The sequence below is a fragment of the Undibacterium sp. JH2W genome, from assembly GCF_049340425.1.
In the GTDB taxonomy this organism is placed as follows: domain Bacteria; phylum Pseudomonadota; class Gammaproteobacteria; order Burkholderiales; family Burkholderiaceae_D; genus Undibacterium.
The window spans coordinates 187705-207361 of record NZ_JBMPOT010000007.1 but is presented as its reverse complement, the minus strand read 5'-3'; the positions used below and the strand labels follow the sequence as shown (position 1 = coordinate 207361).

General features: G+C 49.2%; 19 protein-coding genes. 11 read left to right on the top strand and 8 right to left on the bottom strand.

Annotated features, from left to right (window positions below; genetic code table 11):
- Positions 1–8: 8 nt before the first annotated feature.
- Positions 9–392 carry a RidA family protein gene (locus tag ACO0LC_RS12330; RefSeq protein WP_423003399.1) on the bottom strand — a complete coding sequence of 128 codons (384 nt, stop codon included), beginning with the start codon at positions 390–392 and terminating at the stop codon, positions 9–11.
- A 75-nt stretch (positions 393–467) separates the two neighbouring features.
- Here ACO0LC_RS12330 and ACO0LC_RS12325 point away from each other — a divergent pair, with 75 nt between their 5' ends.
- Both ACO0LC_RS12325 and sodC read left to right on the top strand, forming a co-directional pair.
- Positions 468–1169: an ArsR/SmtB family transcription factor gene (locus ACO0LC_RS12325; RefSeq protein ID WP_423003397.1), complete on the top strand. Its 702-nt coding sequence runs from the start codon at positions 468–470 to the stop codon at positions 1167–1169.
- Positions 1170–1543: 374 nt separating this feature from the next.
- Positions 1544–2056 (top strand): superoxide dismutase [Cu-Zn] SodC, encoded by a 513-nt coding sequence (gene sodC, locus ACO0LC_RS12320; protein ID WP_423003395.1) that lies wholly within the window; start codon positions 1544–1546, stop codon positions 2054–2056.
- 50 nt (positions 2057–2106) lie between these two features.
- On the opposite strand, the gene ACO0LC_RS12315 is transcribed toward sodC, so the two are convergent.
- Entirely contained in the window at positions 2107–3387 is a 1281-nt protein-coding gene (locus ACO0LC_RS12315; protein ID WP_423003393.1) for a GNAT family N-acetyltransferase, read from the bottom strand.
- Between the two features lie 181 nt (positions 3388–3568).
- Between ACO0LC_RS12315 and ACO0LC_RS12310 the strand changes: the two genes are divergently transcribed.
- The 4 genes from ACO0LC_RS12310 to ACO0LC_RS12295 all read left to right on the top strand — a co-directional run bounded on the left by ACO0LC_RS12310 (position 3569) and on the right by ACO0LC_RS12295 (position 6459).
- Positions 3569–4528, top strand: a complete 960-nt coding sequence (locus tag ACO0LC_RS12310; RefSeq protein WP_423003391.1) for a ribonuclease Z — start codon at positions 3569–3571, stop codon at positions 4526–4528.
- Between the two features lie 136 nt (positions 4529–4664).
- A complete protein-coding gene (locus tag ACO0LC_RS12305; RefSeq protein ID WP_423003389.1) occupies positions 4665–5057 on the top strand; it encodes an MAPEG family protein in 393 nt (130 codons plus the stop codon).
- 120 nt (positions 5058–5177) lie between these two features.
- Positions 5178–5549 (top strand): hypothetical protein, encoded by a 372-nt coding sequence (locus ACO0LC_RS12300; RefSeq protein ID WP_423003387.1) that lies wholly within the window; start codon positions 5178–5180, stop codon positions 5547–5549.
- A gap of 79 nt (positions 5550–5628) precedes the next feature.
- Positions 5629–6459, top strand: a complete 831-nt coding sequence (locus tag ACO0LC_RS12295; protein ID WP_423003385.1) for a hypothetical protein — start codon at positions 5629–5631, stop codon at positions 6457–6459.
- Positions 6460–6545: 86 nt separating this feature from the next.
- On the opposite strand, the gene ACO0LC_RS12290 is transcribed toward ACO0LC_RS12295, so the two are convergent.
- The 3 genes from ACO0LC_RS12290 to ACO0LC_RS12280 all read right to left on the bottom strand — a co-directional run bounded on the left by ACO0LC_RS12290 (position 6546) and on the right by ACO0LC_RS12280 (position 9121).
- Positions 6546–7076, bottom strand: a complete 531-nt coding sequence (locus tag ACO0LC_RS12290) for a porin family protein (protein WP_423003383.1) — start codon at positions 7074–7076, stop codon at positions 6546–6548.
- Between the two features lie 71 nt (positions 7077–7147).
- Complete coding sequence (locus tag ACO0LC_RS12285) at positions 7148–8320, bottom strand: serine hydrolase domain-containing protein (protein WP_423003381.1); 1173 nt, start codon at positions 8318–8320, stop codon at positions 7148–7150.
- A gap of 234 nt (positions 8321–8554) precedes the next feature.
- Positions 8555–9121: a hypothetical protein gene (locus tag ACO0LC_RS12280; protein ID WP_423003379.1), complete on the bottom strand. Its 567-nt coding sequence runs from the start codon at positions 9119–9121 to the stop codon at positions 8555–8557.
- Between the two features lie 124 nt (positions 9122–9245).
- Here ACO0LC_RS12280 and ACO0LC_RS12275 point away from each other — a divergent pair, with 124 nt between their 5' ends.
- A complete protein-coding gene (locus ACO0LC_RS12275) occupies positions 9246–13454 on the top strand; it encodes a hypothetical protein (protein ID WP_423003377.1) in 4209 nt (1402 codons plus the stop codon).
- Positions 13455–13586: 132 nt separating this feature from the next.
- On the opposite strand, the gene ACO0LC_RS12270 is transcribed toward ACO0LC_RS12275, so the two are convergent.
- Positions 13587–14105, bottom strand: a complete 519-nt coding sequence (locus ACO0LC_RS12270) for a tetratricopeptide repeat protein (RefSeq protein ID WP_423003375.1) — start codon at positions 14103–14105, stop codon at positions 13587–13589.
- 504 nt (positions 14106–14609) lie between these two features.
- Between ACO0LC_RS12270 and ACO0LC_RS12265 the strand changes: the two genes are divergently transcribed.
- The 3 genes from ACO0LC_RS12265 to ACO0LC_RS12255 are packed head-to-tail and all read left to right on the top strand — an operon-like array spanning position 14610 to position 16447.
- Positions 14610–15131, top strand: a complete 522-nt coding sequence (locus ACO0LC_RS12265; protein ID WP_423003373.1) for a hypothetical protein — start codon at positions 14610–14612, stop codon at positions 15129–15131.
- Entirely contained in the window at positions 15118–15828 is a 711-nt protein-coding gene (locus ACO0LC_RS12260) for a hypothetical protein (protein WP_423003371.1), read from the top strand. The genes ACO0LC_RS12265 and ACO0LC_RS12260 overlap by 14 nt, the downstream gene beginning before the upstream one ends.
- A gap of 34 nt (positions 15829–15862) precedes the next feature.
- A complete protein-coding gene (locus tag ACO0LC_RS12255; protein ID WP_423003369.1) occupies positions 15863–16447 on the top strand; it encodes an alpha-ketoglutarate-dependent dioxygenase AlkB in 585 nt (194 codons plus the stop codon).
- Positions 16448–16469: 22 nt separating this feature from the next.
- On the opposite strand, the gene kynA is transcribed toward ACO0LC_RS12255, so the two are convergent.
- A complete protein-coding gene (gene kynA, locus ACO0LC_RS12250) occupies positions 16470–17321 on the bottom strand; it encodes a tryptophan 2,3-dioxygenase (RefSeq protein ID WP_423003367.1) in 852 nt (283 codons plus the stop codon).
- 173 nt (positions 17322–17494) lie between these two features.
- Positions 17495–18751 carry a kynureninase gene (gene kynU / locus ACO0LC_RS12245; protein WP_423003612.1) on the bottom strand — a complete coding sequence of 419 codons (1257 nt, stop codon included), beginning with the start codon at positions 18749–18751 and terminating at the stop codon, positions 17495–17497.
- Between the two features lie 419 nt (positions 18752–19170).
- Between kynU and ACO0LC_RS12240 the strand changes: the two genes are divergently transcribed.
- Positions 19171–19647, top strand: coding sequence for an Lrp/AsnC family transcriptional regulator (locus ACO0LC_RS12240; protein ID WP_423003365.1), 477 nt, complete (start codon positions 19171–19173; stop codon positions 19645–19647).
- Positions 19648–19657: the final 10 nt, after the last annotated feature.

Below are 19657 nucleotides of genomic sequence, written 5' to 3'. Positions count from 1 at the left end.
TTTGCAGCTCAATACTGAGCAGCGATGATTTCTATTTCCAGCAAGAAGCCAGGTTTCACCAGCGCAGGGGTAATCAGCATCATTGATGCAGGACGTGCATCCCCCAGGTATTTGGCGCGTACTTTGACATACTCCGCCATGTCGGATTCGCGTATCAGGTAATGCGTGACTTTGACGACATCCGCCATTGTCATATGGGCGCTTTCCAGTAGTTTGACAATATTACGCCAGGCCAGATCTGCCTGGCTGCTGATATCTGCAGGTAAATGACCATTCTGATCCAGGCCCGGTGTGCCCGAGGTGAATAACCAGCGGGCCGGGCCGCTCACTTCCCTGGCGTCACTGTATTTACCGATTTGGCTGGCTACGTCTATATTGTGGATGATATGCATGTTCATCTTTCGTTGTGGACAGAGATGCCTATTATGGGCAAGATGTAGTCCCGACATTTCAGCCCAGGATGAAGTATGGATGATGCGCAAAATATTCCACGTATCGCTGCTTTGCTGGCAGATCCGGCGCGTGCCGCCATGCTCTGGACCTTGATCGATGGCACCACGCGTCCGGCAGGGGAGCTGGCATTTGCTGCCAATGTCTCGGCGCAATCGGCCAGTGCCCATCTTGCCAAGCTGGTGGATGGTGGCCTGTTAATGTCGCAGGCGCATGGGCGTCATCGCTATTTTCGTATCGCCAGCACTGAAGCCGCCAGTCTCATAGAGTCTATGGCGACGCTCGGTGCAGTAACCCATACCCTTGATGCACGCCAGCCACCCCGGCCTGCACTGGTGCGTAGCATGCCCAGCCAATTTGTACATGCCAGGACTTGTTATGATCATCTGGCGGGTGAACTGGCGGTGCAATTGCTGGATGCCATGTTGAAAGGCAAATGGCTGGAGCCAGAAGCCAAGGATTTCAAGCTGACTGCTCATGGTCATGACAAGCTGGCAGGACTGGGTATTGATAGTCGTCAGCATCAGCCTGGCCGTCGTGTCTATGCTCGTTGTTGCATAGACCTGACACAGCGTAGGCCTCACCTGGCTGGCGTGCTGGGGGCAGAATTATTGGCCTTGTTTGTCCGCGAAGCCTGGGTCTTGCGCAACCAGGGTTCACGCGTGCTCAGTATTACTCCCAAAGGCCAGCAGGCATTCCGGCAAATACTTGAGGCTTGAATATGCGTTAGCTATAGCGCAATGATTTGTATAGTTTTAGCTTTCAAACCCGAATTGCTATCTTGCGCCCTTGAGAACCGCAGACTATTCTGACTCAGGCAGATTTTAATTCTGTTTAAGTGTCTAAACTCTTTTTTGTGGAATTACATAGCGAACATAGATTTCGGCCTGACTATCAAAAAGACGAAGCTTGCACGGTCTTATGTCACGCTGGATTGCTAAGGGTAGTAACAATGCAAGATATATTTGTAACGCCTTGTAATTCATGATTATCAACCTAGTTTCGAAATTGTCATTCTCATGCCAGTCGCGTATATTTCGCCGTTCGCGTCGCAATGCTGGCGTTATTTGAGTTTCTTTTAGGTAATATCATCATGAAAACTAAATTATTTTTTTGCTTATTGAGCGCGCTTCCACTGGTGGCAGCGGCTGACATTACTATCACCATGAATCAAGTCAGTGAAGCTGGTGTTGGTGCCAAGCTTGGCCAGGTCGTGGTTTCAGAAAGCAAGTATGGCCTGGTGTTCACACCGGCCTTGACAGGTCTGACACCAGGTTCGCATGGTTTTCACGTGCACCAGAATGCAGATTGCAGCAGCAAGGAAAAAGACGGCAAGATGGTTCCTGCACTGGCCGCGGGTGGTCACTATGATCCTGAAAACAGTAATCACCATGGCACACCATGGGGTGATGGTCATATGGGCGATCTGCCAGCTTTGTATGTTGATGGCAGTGGTAATGCCACTCAGCCAGTACTGGCCCCGCGCTTGAAGATGGCTGATCTCAAAGGTCGTTCACTGATGATACATGAAGGTGGTGATAATCACTCCGATCATCCGGCTGTTTTGGGTGGTGGTGGCGCACGCATGGTGTGTGGCGCTTCCTGAGTGATATCAATAAGGCTGCCGTTTACATGATGGCAGCCTTGAAAACATGACTAAACCTGCACTTCGTTTTTGGCCGCTTTCTCTTTTTTGAAGGGGTTGCGGTCAGGAGCATCTTCATGTTCTATGCCCAGTAGCAGGCGTTTCATGAGCTTGTTCAATACTGGCTGGCGGTGGCGTACAAACACGCCAAAGGTTTGCGGTTTGGCGCCAAGTGCGGCTTTCGGTTCCAGCGCCGTCCTGCCGTAAGAAATCCGTTTGCAACCCAGGTCGATGGCATCGGCGATACCCGCATGCAGCAGGCGCAGGTAGATAGGCAATTCTTCGGCGGCTTCACGATCAAAACCTATGTGATAGGCAATCGCCGTTTCGCCATCGGCGACGGAGATCAGGAAGCCCAGTAGATGTCCTTCGCGTTTGATGACGCTGCACCGGAATTTATCGCCAGCGGTGGCCTGCAGGACGGGAAAGTATTCTGGCAATAATTCAAAGGGACGGAAGCTGGCATTGACCTGTACTGCCTTGTACAAGGTAAATATCTCATCGAGCACTGGTGTCAGATCAGCCAGTCTTTCCACGGTACAGCCTGCTTCATCCATGGGTTTGAAGATGGCATTGCGGATACTGCTGCGGTATTTGGAGGCCAGGCCAGCCAGGTAGTCGTCGTAATTTTTCCAGGCAGGTACCAGGTCCAGCACCATGTTAGGTTCGGTTTCTATATAGCGATAACTGAGATTTTCCAGATGTGCGGCCTGATCTATATAGGGATCGTGCAAATCCTTGATCATGACAAAATGGGTTTTGCCTGCAAGTTTTTCTGCCTGGCGTACACGGTATAAGACTTCGACGACGCCATGCCATGCCAATTGGGGATCCACCTCTTTTGCAAAGGCAATGCCATGCTGGCCAAAGCTCAGGAAATTGCCACAAGTGAGTACGCGTTGTTTTGCGTGCTGGGCCAGTTGATCCAGTGGCAGTGCCCATTTCTTGTCTGTCTCCGCTGATTTTTCTGGCCTGGCTTGTGCCAGGCTGATATCGGCAATTTGCATATAGACGGCAGCGATGGCGCGCCGGTCTATACCTGTGCCGTCAAAGATCAGGGCATAGCGGGCTGACAGATTGAGTGGCAACACTTGCTCCAGCGCCGTCAGGTATTCCAGCGACATGAAAAAACCAGAATTAGCTGCCAATTCTTGCCAGGAGCTGGCGTCAAGCATACTGATGGAATCAGCAATGGCATAATACAAGTCAGCAGGGCCGCGTAGACGCTTGCGTTCTTTTTGGCGTTCCCTTAAAGCGCTGGTAATGGATTGCAAGGCAGCAGGAATTTTCATGTCTCAGGCTTATATGAATGATGAGTTTGCATCATAAGCGCATTTCAGCATGCAGAACAGCATGCGCGGGACTGTATTGTTAGAATTTGCAACAGCGACCGCTACTCAAAAAAAGCAATGGCAGAATTATTGCTCACTATGAGCTCAGTTGCTAAGGCAGGTAATCAAGTGTAAGGATATTGTGGATATTTTATTTTTAGGCACCTCCGCAGGTGCCCCAACTCGTCAGCGCAATGTTACTGGCCTGGCTTTGCTGCCTGAGCGAGGGAGTGAATGGTATTTGATCGACTGTGGTGAAGCTACCCAGCATCAGTTATTGAAGACGCCTTTGTCGGTACATGGCTTGCAGGCGATTTTTATTACGCATGTGCATGGTGACCATTGTTATGGCTTGCCGGGCTTGCTTGCCAGTGCGGCCATGCATGGTCGTAAAACCCCTTTGCATATCATTGCACCTGCAGGCATACAAGCCTGGTTGCACGCTACCCATACGATGTCAGAATCTTTCCTGCCGTATGAATTAATTTTCACGGATGTCGATGACGCCATTACCTGGCAAGACCATGCCGTGAATGTGCAGGCAATCAAATTGTCGCACCGCGTGCCTTCTCATGCTTATCGCTTCAGCGAGCTTCATACCGAAGCAGTGCTGAATACGGAACAATTACAGGTCGAGGGTGTGCCAGCAGGCCCATTGTGGGGACGCCTGAAAAAAGGGGAAGATATTATTCACGAGGGAAAAAAATTAGCCAGCGCTGATTATTTGCATCATCCCCATCCCAAGCGCAGCATCATCGTCGGCGGTGACAATGATGAACCCGGCTTGTTACTGGCAGCCAGCCAGGATGCCCAGGTACTGGTGCATGAGGCGACTTATACAGAGGAGGTTGCTGAGAAAGTCGGGGCGCGTGTCCAGCATTGTTCGGCTGCAGCCGTTGCCAGCTTTGCGGCGACTGCTGGCTTGCCAAATCTGGTGTTGACACATTTCAGTGCACGCTATCAGGCTGATAGTGAGAAATCACCTTTCATCGGTGACATCGAGGCTGAGGCCAGGGCACACTATCAGGGTAATCTCTTCCTGGCGGAGGATTTTGCCCGCTTCCACCTTGACAAAGCAGGTGTGTTGAACCGTCTTGACTAAATCTTGCTTGTTGTTCCTATCCCTCATCTTGTTGAAAAAATAAGCATATTTTTTGTATGCATAGCATAATCGCTGACACTGAAGAGTATTGACCGCTCTTCGGTTCAGCGATAAACCAGACGAGTGAGGAGCGAACATGAAAACAGAATTACTATACCTTGTTTATGTCACCATACTGACAGGTGTATTGTGGATACCTTATATCCTTGACCGGGTACTGACTTGTGGCTTGCTGGCCGCAGTTGGTTATCCCGACAACGGCAAGACCCAGTCCAAATGGGCACTGCGCATGATGAAGGCGCATGGCAATGCGGTAGAAAACCTGGTGGTATTTGCGACTTTGATCCTGCTCGCCAATGCCATGAATGTGTCCAACGCTGTTATCGCCAATGCCAGCATGCTGTATTTTGGTGCGCGACTGGTGCATGCTGTCTGCTATACCTTGGGCATACCCTGGGTGCGCACACTGGCCTTTGTCTCTGGTTTTGTTGCGCAAGCCATGGTGGCCTTGCAATTGTTGACGCACTAAATTGTTTGCAGTTGCAGGTTTGGGCAAACTCCTGGCTTTGTCATTGATCTGGTGGCAAAGTTATATTTCGAGAGGTAAGGCATACTCAGGTGTGGGATTACCTTAGCATGATGGAAGCTGATGATAGAATTTATCTTTGAAGTTTTACTGCAACTGGTATTTGAAGTATTGGAATTTGGCGTTTCTTCAGGCGTGGAGCGTCGTAGCCGCGAATTTTTGCCGTCCTGGTTGGCAGTCATTGTGTATATCGCATTTGGTGTTCTTGCCGGTTATGTCAGCATATGGATCTTTCCTCAGGCGTTCTTGCATGACAGCCACGCCCGTATTGCCAATTTATTGCTGACACCTGTGCTGATGGGTTTCCTGGCTGGAGCTTTTACTGCCTGGCGTACAGGGGATGCGCCTGGGATATTCAAGTATCGTTTTGCCTGCGGCTATGCATTTGCCGTGTCGCTGGCCTTGGTCCGTTTTTTCCTTACTCATCATGCTTAATACTTTACGTTTGCCTGCATCCAGGCTGGCACTATGTTTTTTTGGTCTTGTCATGATGGCTTGCTCCAGGACCGACTCAGTGACTACTTTGGAAAAAGATGCTTTGACTGCTCTGGTTTTCAAGGATTGGAAGCCTGCTGAAAAAGACAAGGCAATTGAACACCCATTCATCAAGTTAAACCCTGACCACAAGGGTAAAGAGCAGATGCTGCTGCGACCCTTGCATGTTCTTAAATTAAATGATAGCCGTGCTGTCTTGCTGCTGGCTGCCGAGCCTGTGGGTGCCTGGCATGGTATGCCAGGTGTGCTCAGTGCCTATTGGTTCAAGCGTACAGGCGAGAACTGGTCTTTGGATAAGAGGCAGGAAGAAGTGGATTTTCTGGGTATCTTTGGGCGTTTTGATGACACCAGCCTCCATGAATTATGGCCAGGTCATTTTGCTTTGGCAGTCTACTCGCATCAGGCCGGTGGTGGCGAGGAAGGGACAAATTTATCACTCTTTAAAATAGACGAACAGCAAGTCAGTACTATCACGTCAGAGGGAGGTTTAATGATTAGTTCGAGTACAGAAGGTACGCTAGGTTGTGAAGAGAGAATGAAGCAAGTGCCCGGTAAAAAATTACGCAAACGCTACAATGATATCGAGACTCAACCCGTGCAGTGCTATGACCTGAAAACTACATGGTCAATTAAAAAAGGGCAAACTGCACCTGGCGACTTGATGCTGGAAACATCTGCCAGAATCTTTAGTAATAAAGAAATTGGTCAGGATGCCGATCCGGATGGCGAGTCCTATATCAATTATGAACTCACGGCTCAAAGAAAACACGACAAGCAGGTATTTCACTACGATCCTGCTGCAGGTGTTTATCAACTTCATAGCAGGAAAAAATTGCTACCTGATCGGTAAGCTGGACAAGGGGGCAGCCTGTATCACAGGCTGCAAGAAGAACTCAACTTAAGCTCAACCAATACTCAGGAAACCAGCGTTGGTGCTCAGAATCGATATTGTGCACCCAAAGTGGTGGTAGTGACTTCGCTTTTGGCAAAACGTGTTGCTTCCAGCTTCAGGCTGAATTTTGGTGATATCTGATAGTCTGCACCAATGCCATAGCTGCCTTCAGTCTCGCGTTTGTCTGCAAGTGATTTGGAATCCGCCTTCATGCTCGTTTGGCCTATGCCCACGCGGCCATAGACGCCCAATTTTTCATAGACAGAAACCCTGCCTATGGCAGCAATGCCAATATGGCCGTTGGGATAATAGTTCTTGTCACCAATTAAACCATCCAGCATGCGAAAACTCATACTGCGATAAAACACTTCTGCCGCAAAATTTTGATTGAGCTGATAACCGGCATTGATACCACCGATGAGGTCTTTGCCATCGTTGATGACTTTGGACGAGACGCTTGATTTTCCCACGTCCAGGCCCGCATAAAATCCTTGCTCTTCCCCGCCATCGGCAGCAGAAGCACTTAATGAGATTACTAACAAACTGCTAGCCAGTGAAATAAAGGTCAGCTTCATTTTTTTCCTTGTTACGATTAAATTAATGGCAATGCCATAGTGTGATGATGCATTAATTTTCTACTTGGTTTTTACTGCTGCGGCAATAATGGACGCAATAAAGAATCCGTAAAATTATCCAGCTTGCTAATGGTGTCTGTGTCATAGCAATTGCAGGCGATAGCAAGCGCAACGTTTTTGCTGGGAATAACTCTATTGCTTGCGTAGTAAGTCAGCTCTGTACCGCTATGTGTGCTGATATTTCCCAGACCTTTAACGTTGGTGATACCCCAACCAAGGCCATAGTTGTCTATAGGCGTATGCATCAGCGTGAAGTTGGCTTGACTCAGATAATTGCTTTGCCCTTGCAAGCCACGCAAGTGTTCACGCAAAAAGACACCGTAGTCAGTCAGGTTCAGATTCATGCCGCCAGCAGCATTGATAAAAAATGCGTAACGGGGATCGACTACAGGTGGCGTGACTTTCCAGTTGCCAGCGACCAGGGTATGGCCAATATTATTGTTGATGCCTACATCTTCAGGAAAACCAAAACGTCCTTTGATGTTGAGCGGCGTGAAGACCTCTTTTTGCATCAGGTTTTCATAGCTGTCGCCACCGGCAACTTCAGCCATCAGACCTGCCAGGGCGTAACCTATATTGGAATACACGAACTTGCTATTGGGGGCATATTCAGGTGCATCTTGCAATATCAATATTGCGACCGAACGACGATCAGCCAGCAAGTCACCAGTCAGCAAGGGCAGCGCTTTTTCTATAGTACTGTCATTCACTTCGCGTGGCAGGCCAGAGCGGTGGCGCAAGAATTGTTCTACGGTGACGTTCAAATACTCAGGACGGATTTGCGTGCGCCAGGCAGGGAATATTTCGGCTATCGTGCTATCCCAGCGTAACTTTTTTTTCTCTACCAAACGACCTATCATGGTGGCGGTGGCAGCTTTGGTCAGCGAGCCCAACTGGAACAGGTCGGTACTTTGCAGACTCTGGCTTCCATTGACCTGCCTGGTGCCTGTTACGACGTTTTCTACTTTATCCTGGTTGACGATAGTCACAGAAACAGCCGGCAAGTTATTGCTACTGCGAAAGCGCTCGACTTCGGCGCGCAAGGCTTCACCAGATAATAGTGCGACTGGTTTTTGTACTTCCACGGCGGGAGTAATCGCAGGCGTTGAAGAGTTGGAACTACCACCACAGGCAGCGAGCATGCCACTAAGGCAGATGACAATAAGTTTGGTATTCAAACGCATATGCATAGTCCTATCTTAAAAAGTATGCCGTCAGCATCTTCAGCAGGGAAACGAAGACAGGCTGCGCCACGGTCAGTTGTTGCCTATCTCAATGTGACTTCGTGTAGGCAATGCAGCGGGCGCAGTATTACTATTTATTTGTCAATAGACTATGTTTTCGTGCAAAGTATTATTTAATAAAACAACAAGTATCGCGTGGTAATACTTGCAACAATTAATCGATACCTTGTTGCACTATTTTTGCGTGAACTTCAATCGCTTCAGCATTTGCTTCTGGACCCACTGATCCTGTTTTTCATATGCCTGATGTGAGTATAGGTCCAGGCTGTATATCTGACTTGTGGCATTCTTTTTTGGGCGCAGGAAGAAATAGCGCCACATCGTCAAATCACCGATAAGTACTGACTGACACTGATACACAATCAAACCGGCAATGCGTATATTGCTGCGTTTGGCAGTCTTGTTGTCACACAATTCGCCCGCCAGTTCTGCTGTTGATAGTGCCATGGTGAGGGCGTCATATCTGACAAATAATTCCAGATGTGTGCTTTGCTCGAATGCACCATCAGTACAAGTATCCGTGCGTAGCAAGGCAACAAAACCGTGATTGGGTGCAGGTGGTGGTGTAGTACAAATTCTGAGTAAGCGTGGAAATTGAATACTGAACCCATATGCAGGATTTTTATATGCATCGGTGATCTGCAAGTCTGCTGCGGCAGCACTATCGGTGCAAATCAACCCGGTCAATCCAGTCACGCCAGCGAGTGCAAGAGAAAAAATACAAGTGTCAAATATTCGCATGAGAAATTGGAGATGAATGTGCAAGTGAAAACTGGGCAGCAATAAAAAATTGCTGGACTTGATGGTCATTGCAAAATATATCACTATAATTGATGCGACCAAGAGTCAACACCCAGGAAAAAAAATGTTCAAAAAATGGATGGCAGCCTTATTCATCACTTGCACCTCTATAATCAGCAATGCTGCTGATTTTCCTGCGAATGCCGTGCCAGAACCTTTGAAGACCTGGGTGCCGTGGGCATTGGATGGGGTAGATAATCTTGGCTGCCCGCAGCAAGGCCAGGCCGATGACAAACAATGTGCATGGCCAGGCATGCTCGAACTTAAAGTCCAGGCTCAGGGCGCGAGCTTTAACCAGGAATTACAAGTGTTTCGCGATACCTGGGTTTATTTGCCTGGCAGTGCATTGCACTGGCCCCAGGATGTCAGCGTAGATGGCAAAGCTCAGCCCGTGATGGTTCGCGATGACATGCCGGTTGTCAGACTGCAGCGTGGTAGCCACAAATTGACTGGGCGTTTTATCTGGGGTACGGTGCCAGAGTTTTTGCCTTTGCCAGCAAGCGCTGCTTTGCTGAGGCTGGAATTGAATGGCAGGCTGGTGAGCTTTCCGGTACGGGATGAAAGCAATCAATTATGGCTGCAACCTAAGGCGGATGCCGACAGTGGTGAGCAAATCCAGCTCAGGACTTTTCGCAAGATCACGGATGGTGTACCTGTCACGGTAGAAACCTATCTCCATCTTGATGTATCCGGCAAGGGCAGGGAAGTCAGCCTGGGCCGCGCGCTTTTGCCAGACTTGATACCGCTTGAGTTGCGATCGGCCTTGCCTGCCGCATTAAAGCCGGATGGCAGCATGACGGTACAGGTCAGGGCTGGTACCTGGGAAATTCGCCTGCTGGCACGTCACCCTGGCCCCGCCAAGAACCTTGCCCTGCCTGAGGGAAAGGGCTTCATCGCCGATGAAGAAGTCTGGTCCTATGAGGCCTCACCCTTGCTACGTACCGCGACGATAGAAGGCCCGACCACCGTTGACCCGCAACAAACCACTTTGCCACAAGAGTGGCGCAATTTGCCTGCCTACCTCATGCATGTTGGTAGTACATTTGCGTTCAAAGAGATACGCCGCGGCGATACTGATCCGGCACCCGATAAACTATCCTTGCACCGTCGTTTGTGGCTAAGCTTTGATGGGTCCACCTTGACCATGAATGATCAGATCAAGGGCGATATCAGTCGCTCCAGCCGTCTTATGATGGGGAATATCGCACAACTGGGACGTGTCAGCCTGTCCGGGCAGGATCAATTGATCACCCAGGGCAATGACAAGCTGGCAGGTATAGAAGTCAAACGTGGCAGTATCGATCTGAGTGCCGACAGTGTGATTGGCAATGGCGCACGCAAGCTGACTGCGGTGGCATGGCAACAGGATTTTGATAAAGTAGGCATAGAATTGATCTTGCCTGCTGGCTGGCGTTTATTGCATGCAGGTGGTACGGACAGAGCTGAAGGTGCCTGGCTGTCACGCTGGAATTTACTCGACTTTTTCCTGGTGCTGGTGATCGCACTGGCCACGGGGAAATTATGGGGTAAGCCATGGGGCACATTGGCCTTACTTGCCCTGGTTTTATCATATCAAGAGATGGATGCGCCGCGCTATGCATGGATAGTCTTGCTGGTGTTGACGGCTATTTTGCGAGCCTCGCCGGATGGACGTTTCCAAGTATGGATCAAGCGTTTCCAGCAAGCCAGCTTGCTTGTGCTGGTATTGCTGACATTATCATTCGCAACGCAGCAAGTGCGTTCCGCCTTGTACCCTGTGCTTGAAAACGACGGCAATAATGATTTCTTGTATAAAAGAAGCGCGCAATATGAAGCACCTCTACCTGCAATGGTAGTAGCGGAACCCGTTGCACCAGCGGCTGAAGCAGAAGTGCAAGGTGGCAATGCGCCGCCGCCACCGCCTGCCAAGATGATAAGTCCAAGTTTGACGGAGGAAAGCCGATCAGTCGACAAACTTTCCAAAGCCGATGCAGCAAAATCATTTAGCCTTGCCAAGGCCAGGTCATCTGTTGGCTCACGAGCGACTAACTATCAAACTATGGACCCGGATGCCAAGGTGCAGACCGGGCCGGGCTTGCCAGCCTGGAATTGGCGTTCGCATCAATTGGTGTTTGATGGACCAGTCAAACAAGATCAGCAGCTGGATTTATGGTTATTGTCACCCTGGGAAAATAAATTGCTGGTCTTGCTGCGTTTGATTTCATTGGCCATGTTACTGGCTTGTGTAAGTGGGGCCTGGAAAGGCAGGGGCTCAGGGCCCGCAACTGGTGCAACTATTTCCATGCGTAGCTGGCGCTGGCCTGGTCAGAGCAAAATCCTGTCCATCCTGCTTATGAGCAGCATCATTAGCTTGACAGGTTTGAGTGGGCTTTACAGCGAACCCGCACATGCTCAGATGCCAAGCAAAGAGCAGTTGGAAGAACTTAAGGAAAAGCTCACACGCCCAGCTGAATGCCTGCCGGATTGTGTGGAAATTCCGCGCATGCTGGTGCAAATCAATGGCAATAGCGTCAGGCTGGGGCTGGATATAGATGCCGCGATAGAAACGGCTCTGCCCATGCCAGGTGGCATCAAACACTGGTTGCCAGCCGAAGCCAGACTGGATGGCAAGCCAGCCTATATGCGTCGCGGCAATGATGGCGTGATATGGTTGCTGGCACCTGCTGGCCGTCACAGACTGGAACTGTCTGGTGAGTTGATGCAAAGCGACACCCTGCAACTGCCTTTACCCCAAAAACCCCGGCATGTTGAAGTCCATGCCGACGGCTGGGATGTGGCCGGTTTGTCTGAAGATGCAGAGATCGCCGATACCCTGCAATTCAATCGCCGCATCAAGGCCAGCAATAAAGAACAAGCTTCAGCCTTACCAAATTTCTTGCATGTCACGCGACGCTTGATACTGGACAAGGAATGGCAAGTTGAAACTACGGTCTCACGCCAGTCGCCTATGGGGCAACCCGCGCTGGCACAAATTCCCTTATTGCCTGGCGAGGCCGTTATCACGGCTGGTTTGAACATCAAAGATGGCATGGTCGCCGTCAATCTGGGGCCGCAGGCCGACAGCATGGAGTGGCACTCCAAGCTGCCACAATCTGCGCAGATTAAACTGAACGCCAGCCAGCAAAGCAATTGGGTGGAAACCTGGGTTATTTCCGCATCAAGCATCTGGCATATAGGCACTACGGGTCTGCCACCTCAGGCCAATGAAGACGCAGATTCTGACATGGTATTTCGCCCATGGCCCGGGGAGGCTTTGCTTATCAGTGTAGAGCGTCCGCAAGCCATGCGAGGGCAGACGTTGACCATTGATGCCAGTCAGTTGATCGTCAGCCCAGGCAGCAGGGCAACTGACTATTTATTGAAGCTGCATGTGCGCAGCAGCCGCGGTGGTGAGTATAGTCTGACGTTGCCGGAAGCGGCGGTATTGCAACGCGTTAGCATCAATCAGCAAGTCCGCCCCTTACGTGCCAATGGCCGGCAACTGGTGTTGCCGGTGCTGCCTGGCGGGCAAGACATAGAAGTGACATGGCGTCTGGACCATGGTTTGAACATCAGCTATGCGACAGCTGCAGTCCATCTGCAGCAAGCCAGTGTCAATAATACGCTGCAATTAAAACTGCCGCATGATCGCTGGCTCTTGCTGGCCAGCGGCCCAGGCATGGGGCCTGCCATCCTGTTTTGGGGCAAACTGATCGTCTTGCTGCTGGTTGCTGCTGCCCTTGGGCGTTTCGCCGGTTTGCCAGTCACGACCCGCCAGTGGTTGTTGCTGGCGCTGGGGTTGACGCAAGTCGAGTGGTGGAGTGCGGCCCTGGTGATAGCCTGGTTTTATGCATTTGCACTACGTGAAAAATCAAGCGATAAGCCAGGCGCAAGATGGTTGTTCAATCTGCGTCAGATCGGCCTGGCAATGCTGACTCTGATATTGCTGGGAGTTTTACTAGCTGCCGTGCAAAGCGGTTTATTGGGGCAAGCTGATATGCAAGTCAGTGGCAATGCCTCGAGCGCGGACAATCTGATCTGGTATGTCGATAGAGCCAGTGCCGAGCTGCAAACAGCGTGGGTATTGTCTTTGCCCATATTGGCCTATCGCGGCCTCATGCTGGTCTGGGCACTCTGGCTGGCCTGGTCTTTGCTGGGCTGGTTAAAATGGGGATGGACGGCATTTGCCAGCGGGAGCTTGTGGAAACAAAAGCAACGCGCTAAGCGAGCGGAAATTCCATCGCCTGAAGTTGCAGCGAATGTGGATGGTGGTGCAGCAGATCATCAGACATGATGCAAAAGGTCAGGCACTGGTATCAATGTCTGACCTTTTTACGCTCAGCAGAGCAAGGAAGTCGTTTGGGTGCCTGTCATTTTTTGATTCGCTAGAAAAGGCAGAATCAAATTTAAACGTATAAAACTTCGATTATTTTTGCATTTCCCTGGCACGATGCAAAAATTGCTGAAATGATGCAGCATGCTCAGGGAAGCGCTTGATTCCTTCCGAAAAAATATCTTCCGCTGCCGTCAATTTACCCAGTCCTAACAGACATTCACCTTTGGAAAAAAAGGCACTCATGCCATCCGGGTTAAGGTAGAGAGAAACTTCAAAATCCCTGAGTGCTTGTTCAAACAGGCCTAATTCCATATAGGTGAAAGCACGGTTATCAACTGCCTCAAAGAACAAGGGAAAAAGATCAACAGCTTTACCATATTCACGGATGGCATCAATTCTTTTTCCTTGCTCACCCATTGCATGAGCAAGCTGGTAATGCTCATTGGCCTGACGGATGATTGTCGATATATCTTGTTTCGTGAAGCTTGCATAGCGAGGAAAGTCAGTGTGTTTCAGGTACTCGACAAAGCCAATTAACTCTTCTTCTGTTGCCTGACTATTCCCTATGCGTTCCCAAGTTGTAGCGAAGTTTTGCATCGATTGGCGCATGCCATACTTTCACCTTGGTTTTTTGCAAGGAGGTGATATCAGGTTTTCCGGAGGCTGATTCATAGGTCAGGCAATGCGCTGTGGCATCACCATCAGGCCCAGTATCCATGGCGAGAATTTTAATTGCTATCCATCCTGGCTTTTTTCTCACGAATGATCAGGTCACCTGGATGAAGATCTAATGGCTGGGCAATTTCCACTTTGCATTTCCTTTGTTGAATTCATACTGAGTAGCGTTTTAATTTTTTTAATGTACTTTTGTTACTTTGTCGTAAAATGAGAAACTAACAATTAACTACATTAAATCACTATATGGCGCATTCAAATAGGCCACATTCAATGAATATTCTCTTCAGCAAAAAACATGCTTCAATCTCGGCGCGATATTGCCGGAAATTTCTTATGCAGATTGCTGCGATTATCGTTTTGAGTTTCAGTACAAGTATATTGAATGCAGCTGAATTTCCGACGTCAACCCGCCATTTGGTGACAGATGCCTTGACAATGGAACATGTCGTTGCACTGGATGTTGCATTGAAAGCAAATCCGGATTTGAAAGAGATAGAATTAGTAGATGTACCTGGCGCAAGTAAAATTGCGGCAGATGTCGCCTATCAATTTCAATTGCGCATCAATCAAAACAAAATGCGCACGTTTGCAAGAGGTTTATGCGCCTCCACTTGTGCCTACATTTTCTTGATGGGACATGAGCGCACTCTGTTACCTGCCAGGAGCGGGCAAGATACTGTGCTGCTCATGCACTCCATCCATTCTGGTATCGATGGTGCATTTCAACGCACTTATAACGACGACCTGATCTCTATCGTGCATCAACGCAGTATTGGCAAGTTTCCCTTGGAGTTGCTGAATAAAATGTACGAAACCACAGACAGAAGCGGCGGCATCTACATTTATCGCAAGCCTGTGGATGGTGGTTATATCTTCTTTCAAGCGCAATATGGTGCCAAGCGCGTCAAGTTGAGTGATGCCACGCCTGCCGATCTAGGAATCAATGTCGATGATTAAGCATTTTAAAAACCGTCAAATTTTTTCGCAACCCATGTTTAAGCGCATTGCCTATATATTCCTGGCCATAGTCATGTCCACCGCTTTCTATCCAGTCGTGGCGCAGGTACCAGTGCCAGTTAGTGTATCTACACCAGCTACGATCCAGTATTTTCGTGTAGAAAAGAAAATTGATAAAGCTTTGCTGGAGAAATTTGATCTTGCTATCAAAACTCAGCCCAAGATAACTGGATTAGAATTTGATGGCGTGATGGATGGCCCCGAGATCGATGTTGATGCCATCATGGGCTTGCACGACAGAATAAAACAATATCATCTGGCGACCGCGGCACGGGGGTTTTGTATTGGCCCATGCGCATTACTATTCATGACCGGTTATACACGCACCATACTGCCCGCTGAAAACAATCGCTCTACCAGAGTGGCATTGCGGCCTCTTACAAACCAATATCGTGAATTTCTTGTTCAACAAACTGATACACTGATAGCCGACATAATTGAACGCAGTGATGGGAAAATTACGCCTGAGTTTATTGGCAAGATATATCTCGTCCGTGACGACTTTGCCAGTCTCATGATTCACTACCTTGCTGGAAAGAGTGATATCCGTGTCGTTTTTCTTGAACGTGTCGGAGATAAAACGCAGGCAGTGGAACCATCGACTGCCGAGGGCTTGGGCTTAAAGATAGGAAGATGAGATCCACCTTGGCGATTGGTCTCAGCATTTTAAAATGCTGTTTGCAACACAAATGCAGCGCCAAATCTTTAATATTGAAAACGATAAAATGCAAGCGCCAGCAGTTTATTTGAAGCCGGATTTCCTCTCAGCATCTGACCAATTATTTAAGAAAATAAAAAATGAGGTCACCTGGGATGAAAGAATGCGAGCCCGAAAAACAGCAAGTTTTGGTGTTGCCTATGATTATTCTCAAATATTGTATGCACCGACGACTATGCCAGATTTTTTGCAAACGATTTGTCAATCCGTGGAAAATGAGTTGGGGTTTCTTCCCAATAATTGCCTAATGAATTTTTACACTGATGGCAATTCGTCTATAGGTTTTCATTCAGATTCTATTGAGAATTTGGCAGAGGGGAGCGGCGTAGTCATCATTTCACTTGGCAGCTTGCATCATATTGCTTATCGCAGCAAAAAAGATAAAAGCCAGGAGTTTGTTTACCCGTTGTCACCAGGTAGCCTGTTGTATATGTCGAACGCCATTCAAGAAGATTGGCTACATGCCATTCCTAAAGAAGCTGCGGTGGGTGAGCGGATTAGCTTAACGTTTAGAAAAATTACGGTCAAGTCTCTATGAGAGACTTGACCAACAAGCAGACTTACAGTGCCGTCCGCAAAGCAAACAATTCCGGGAATAGCACCACATCCAGCATCTTGCGCAGATAGCTGACACCTGCGGTGCCACCCGTGCCGACTTTGAAGCCTATGATACGCTCTACCGTGGTCACATGGCGGAAGCGCCAGATGCGGAAGGCGGTTTCCATGTCCACCAGTTTTTCTGCCAGTTCATACAAAGACCAATACTTTTCTGGCGTCTGATAGACTTGCAGCCAGGCTGCCTTGACGGATTCATTGGCGACCACGCCTTGTGACCAGTCTTGTTGTAAGCGGTCTGCATCAATTACAAAACCCTGGCGTGACAAGAGCATGATGGCTTCATCATAAATCGATGGCGTGCGCAGGGATGCGTCCAGGGTGGCATGTACTTCAGGCTTGCTTTCATGCACGCTCATCAAAGTAGCGTTCTTATTACCCAGCAGGTATTCCAGTTCACGGTATTGATGTGACTGGAAGCCTGATGACGCACCCAGGTAAGGGCGTATCGCCGTATATTCGCTAGGTGTCATGGTGGACAGGACATCCCAGGCATGCACCAGTTGATCCATGATGCGGGCTACGCGTGACAGCATCTTGAAAGCTGGTGGCAAATCATTGCTGCGTATATGCTGACGCACGGCATGCAATTCATGCAGCATCAGCTTGATCCACAATTCACTGGTCTGATGCTGGATGATGAACAGCATTTCATTATGATTAGGCGAGCGCGGATGCTGCGCCGTCAGTATCTGGTCCAGCCCCAGATAATCGCCATAGCTCATGGATTCACTGAAATCCATTTGTGCGCCATGCCATGACATAGGGCATTTTCCAGCTTGTTCGTTATTGCTCATGATGTTTCCTTAAATGTCTTCAATGCTTAAAACCATTAACCATAGAGGCACAGAGACACAGAGAAAAGCATAAAAGAGAGAAAATCTTTTACAGTTGAGACGATGTTCTTCACCATCTGTTTTTGAGGTTTTCTCTGTGACCCTCTGTGTCTCTGTGTTGAGGGGTTTTTAAATTAAGTCACTGCATTGCGTTCAGCGTTGGCATCGTAGTCTTTGCTGTCGAGTATATCGCGCAAGCCTTCGGCGGCGTCCCAGACATCCACGAAGCTGGTGTACAGCGGCGTAAAACCAAAACGCATGATGGCAGGCTCACGATAATCACCGATGATGCCACGCTTGATCAGCGCCTGTATTACTGCATAGGCATGTGGGTGTTTGAAGCTGGCCTGGCTGCCACGTTGCTGGTGCTGGCGCGGCGTGACCAGTTCCAGTGGATGCGTGGCACAACGTGCCTCTACCAGGGTGATAAACATGTCCGTCAGCGCCAGTGATTTCTTGCGTATCGCCTGCATATCTGTCTTGCCAAAGGTATCCAGGCCACAGGCAACCATGGCCAGTGAAGTGATAGGCTGGGTACCGCAAAGGGCGCGACGTATGCCTGGGGTAGGAGTGAAGCTTGGGTTCATGGCAAAGGGGCTGGCATGGCCCCACCAGCCGGATAATGGATGGCGGAAGGCTTCCTGATGACGTGCTGGCACCCAGATAAACGCTGGTGAGCCCGGGCCGCCATTCAGGTATTTGTAAGTGCAGCCTACTGCAAAATCGGCATTCGCGACATTCAGGTGTACGGGTACGGCACCGGCAGAATGTGCCAGGTCCCACAAGATCAATGCACCATGTTGATGGGCGAGGGCGGTGACGGCTGCCATGTCATGCAGGTAGCCGGTGCGGTAATTCACATGCGTGAGCATCACCAGCGCCGTGCTGTCATTGATGACTTGTGGCAGTTCTTCCGGCGAGTCTATCAACTGGATTTGATAACCACGATCCAGCCAGCGGGTGATGCCTTCCGCCATATAGATATCGGTAGGAAAATTGCTGCGTTCGGTAATGATAGTCTTGCGTTTACTGTCTGTTGATTGTATCTGCAATGCTGCAGCGATGGCCTTGAACAGATTGACCGAAGTGGTATCGGTTACCACGACTTCATTGGCTTCTGCGCCTATCAATCGGGCAAGCTGGTTACCCAGTGTGGATGGCATATCGAACCAACCAGCAGTATTCCAGCTCTTGATAAGATCAGTTCCCCATTCGCGGGTGATGACGTCTTGCGCTCTTTGCAGCGCCGCCTTGGGGCGGGCACCGAGAGAATTACCGTCCAGGTAAATCACCCCGGCAGGCAAATCAAATTCTTCACGCAGGACGGCCAGTGGGTCTTGCTGATCCAGTTTTTCGCAATCGCTGCGGGTGATGGTGGTGGTTGGTGACATTTGTGTCATTGCGACAAGCTCCTCATATATAGGTGGCGTGATATCCCGGATTTGCTGGGTGGGCAGAGACATGCTGACTCCGCTTAAAGCATGCAGAGATTTTATGCCGGATTGTCTGAATTTTTCTTGCAAATTGCAGTATGAAAATTGGAGTTAATAGAATATTCTGCGATTTATATTTTAAATATTGATATAAAATGCATTGATGAGTTTGTGCATTGCGCAAAGGCACCAGATTGTTTATGTTTTTGCAATCACTTGTTTTTAAGCTTTTGCTAATGATAGATTAAAAAAACGGTTCACCACCGGTGCAGAAAAGAAGGATGCTTGCAAATAGTCTTAGCTCTCTCTATTCTCAACGCATCCTCGCGCCTCTGTGTTGAGGGGTTTTGCCTTAAACAAATAAAGTAGACTGCCAAATGCAACTCGACGCCACCGATCTTAAGATACTCCAGCAATTGCAGGCTGATGGCCGTATCAGCAATCAGGAACTGGCAGACAAAGTATTCCTGTCACCCTCATCCTGCCTGCGTCGTGTGCGCATGCTGGAAGAGGCGGGCATCATCCACCATTATTGCGCTGTCATTGATGCGGCTGCTGTTGGCCTCGAAGTCGATGCTTTTGTCCAGGTCACCATGCGTCGTGATGTTGAGCAATGGCATGAAAATTTCTCTCAGGCTTTGCAACAATGGCCGGAAGTCATCGGTTCCTACATCATCACGGGTGATGCCAATTATCTTTTGCGGGTGCGTGCCCGTAATCTCAAGCATTATTCGGCTTTCGTGCTGGAACGACTGTATAAAACCACTGGTGTGCTTGATATCCGTTCAAATATAGTCTTGCAGACTCTGAAGGATACCCAGCAGATTGCCACAAGTCTGTTGGTGGACGGATAAGTCTGAGCAA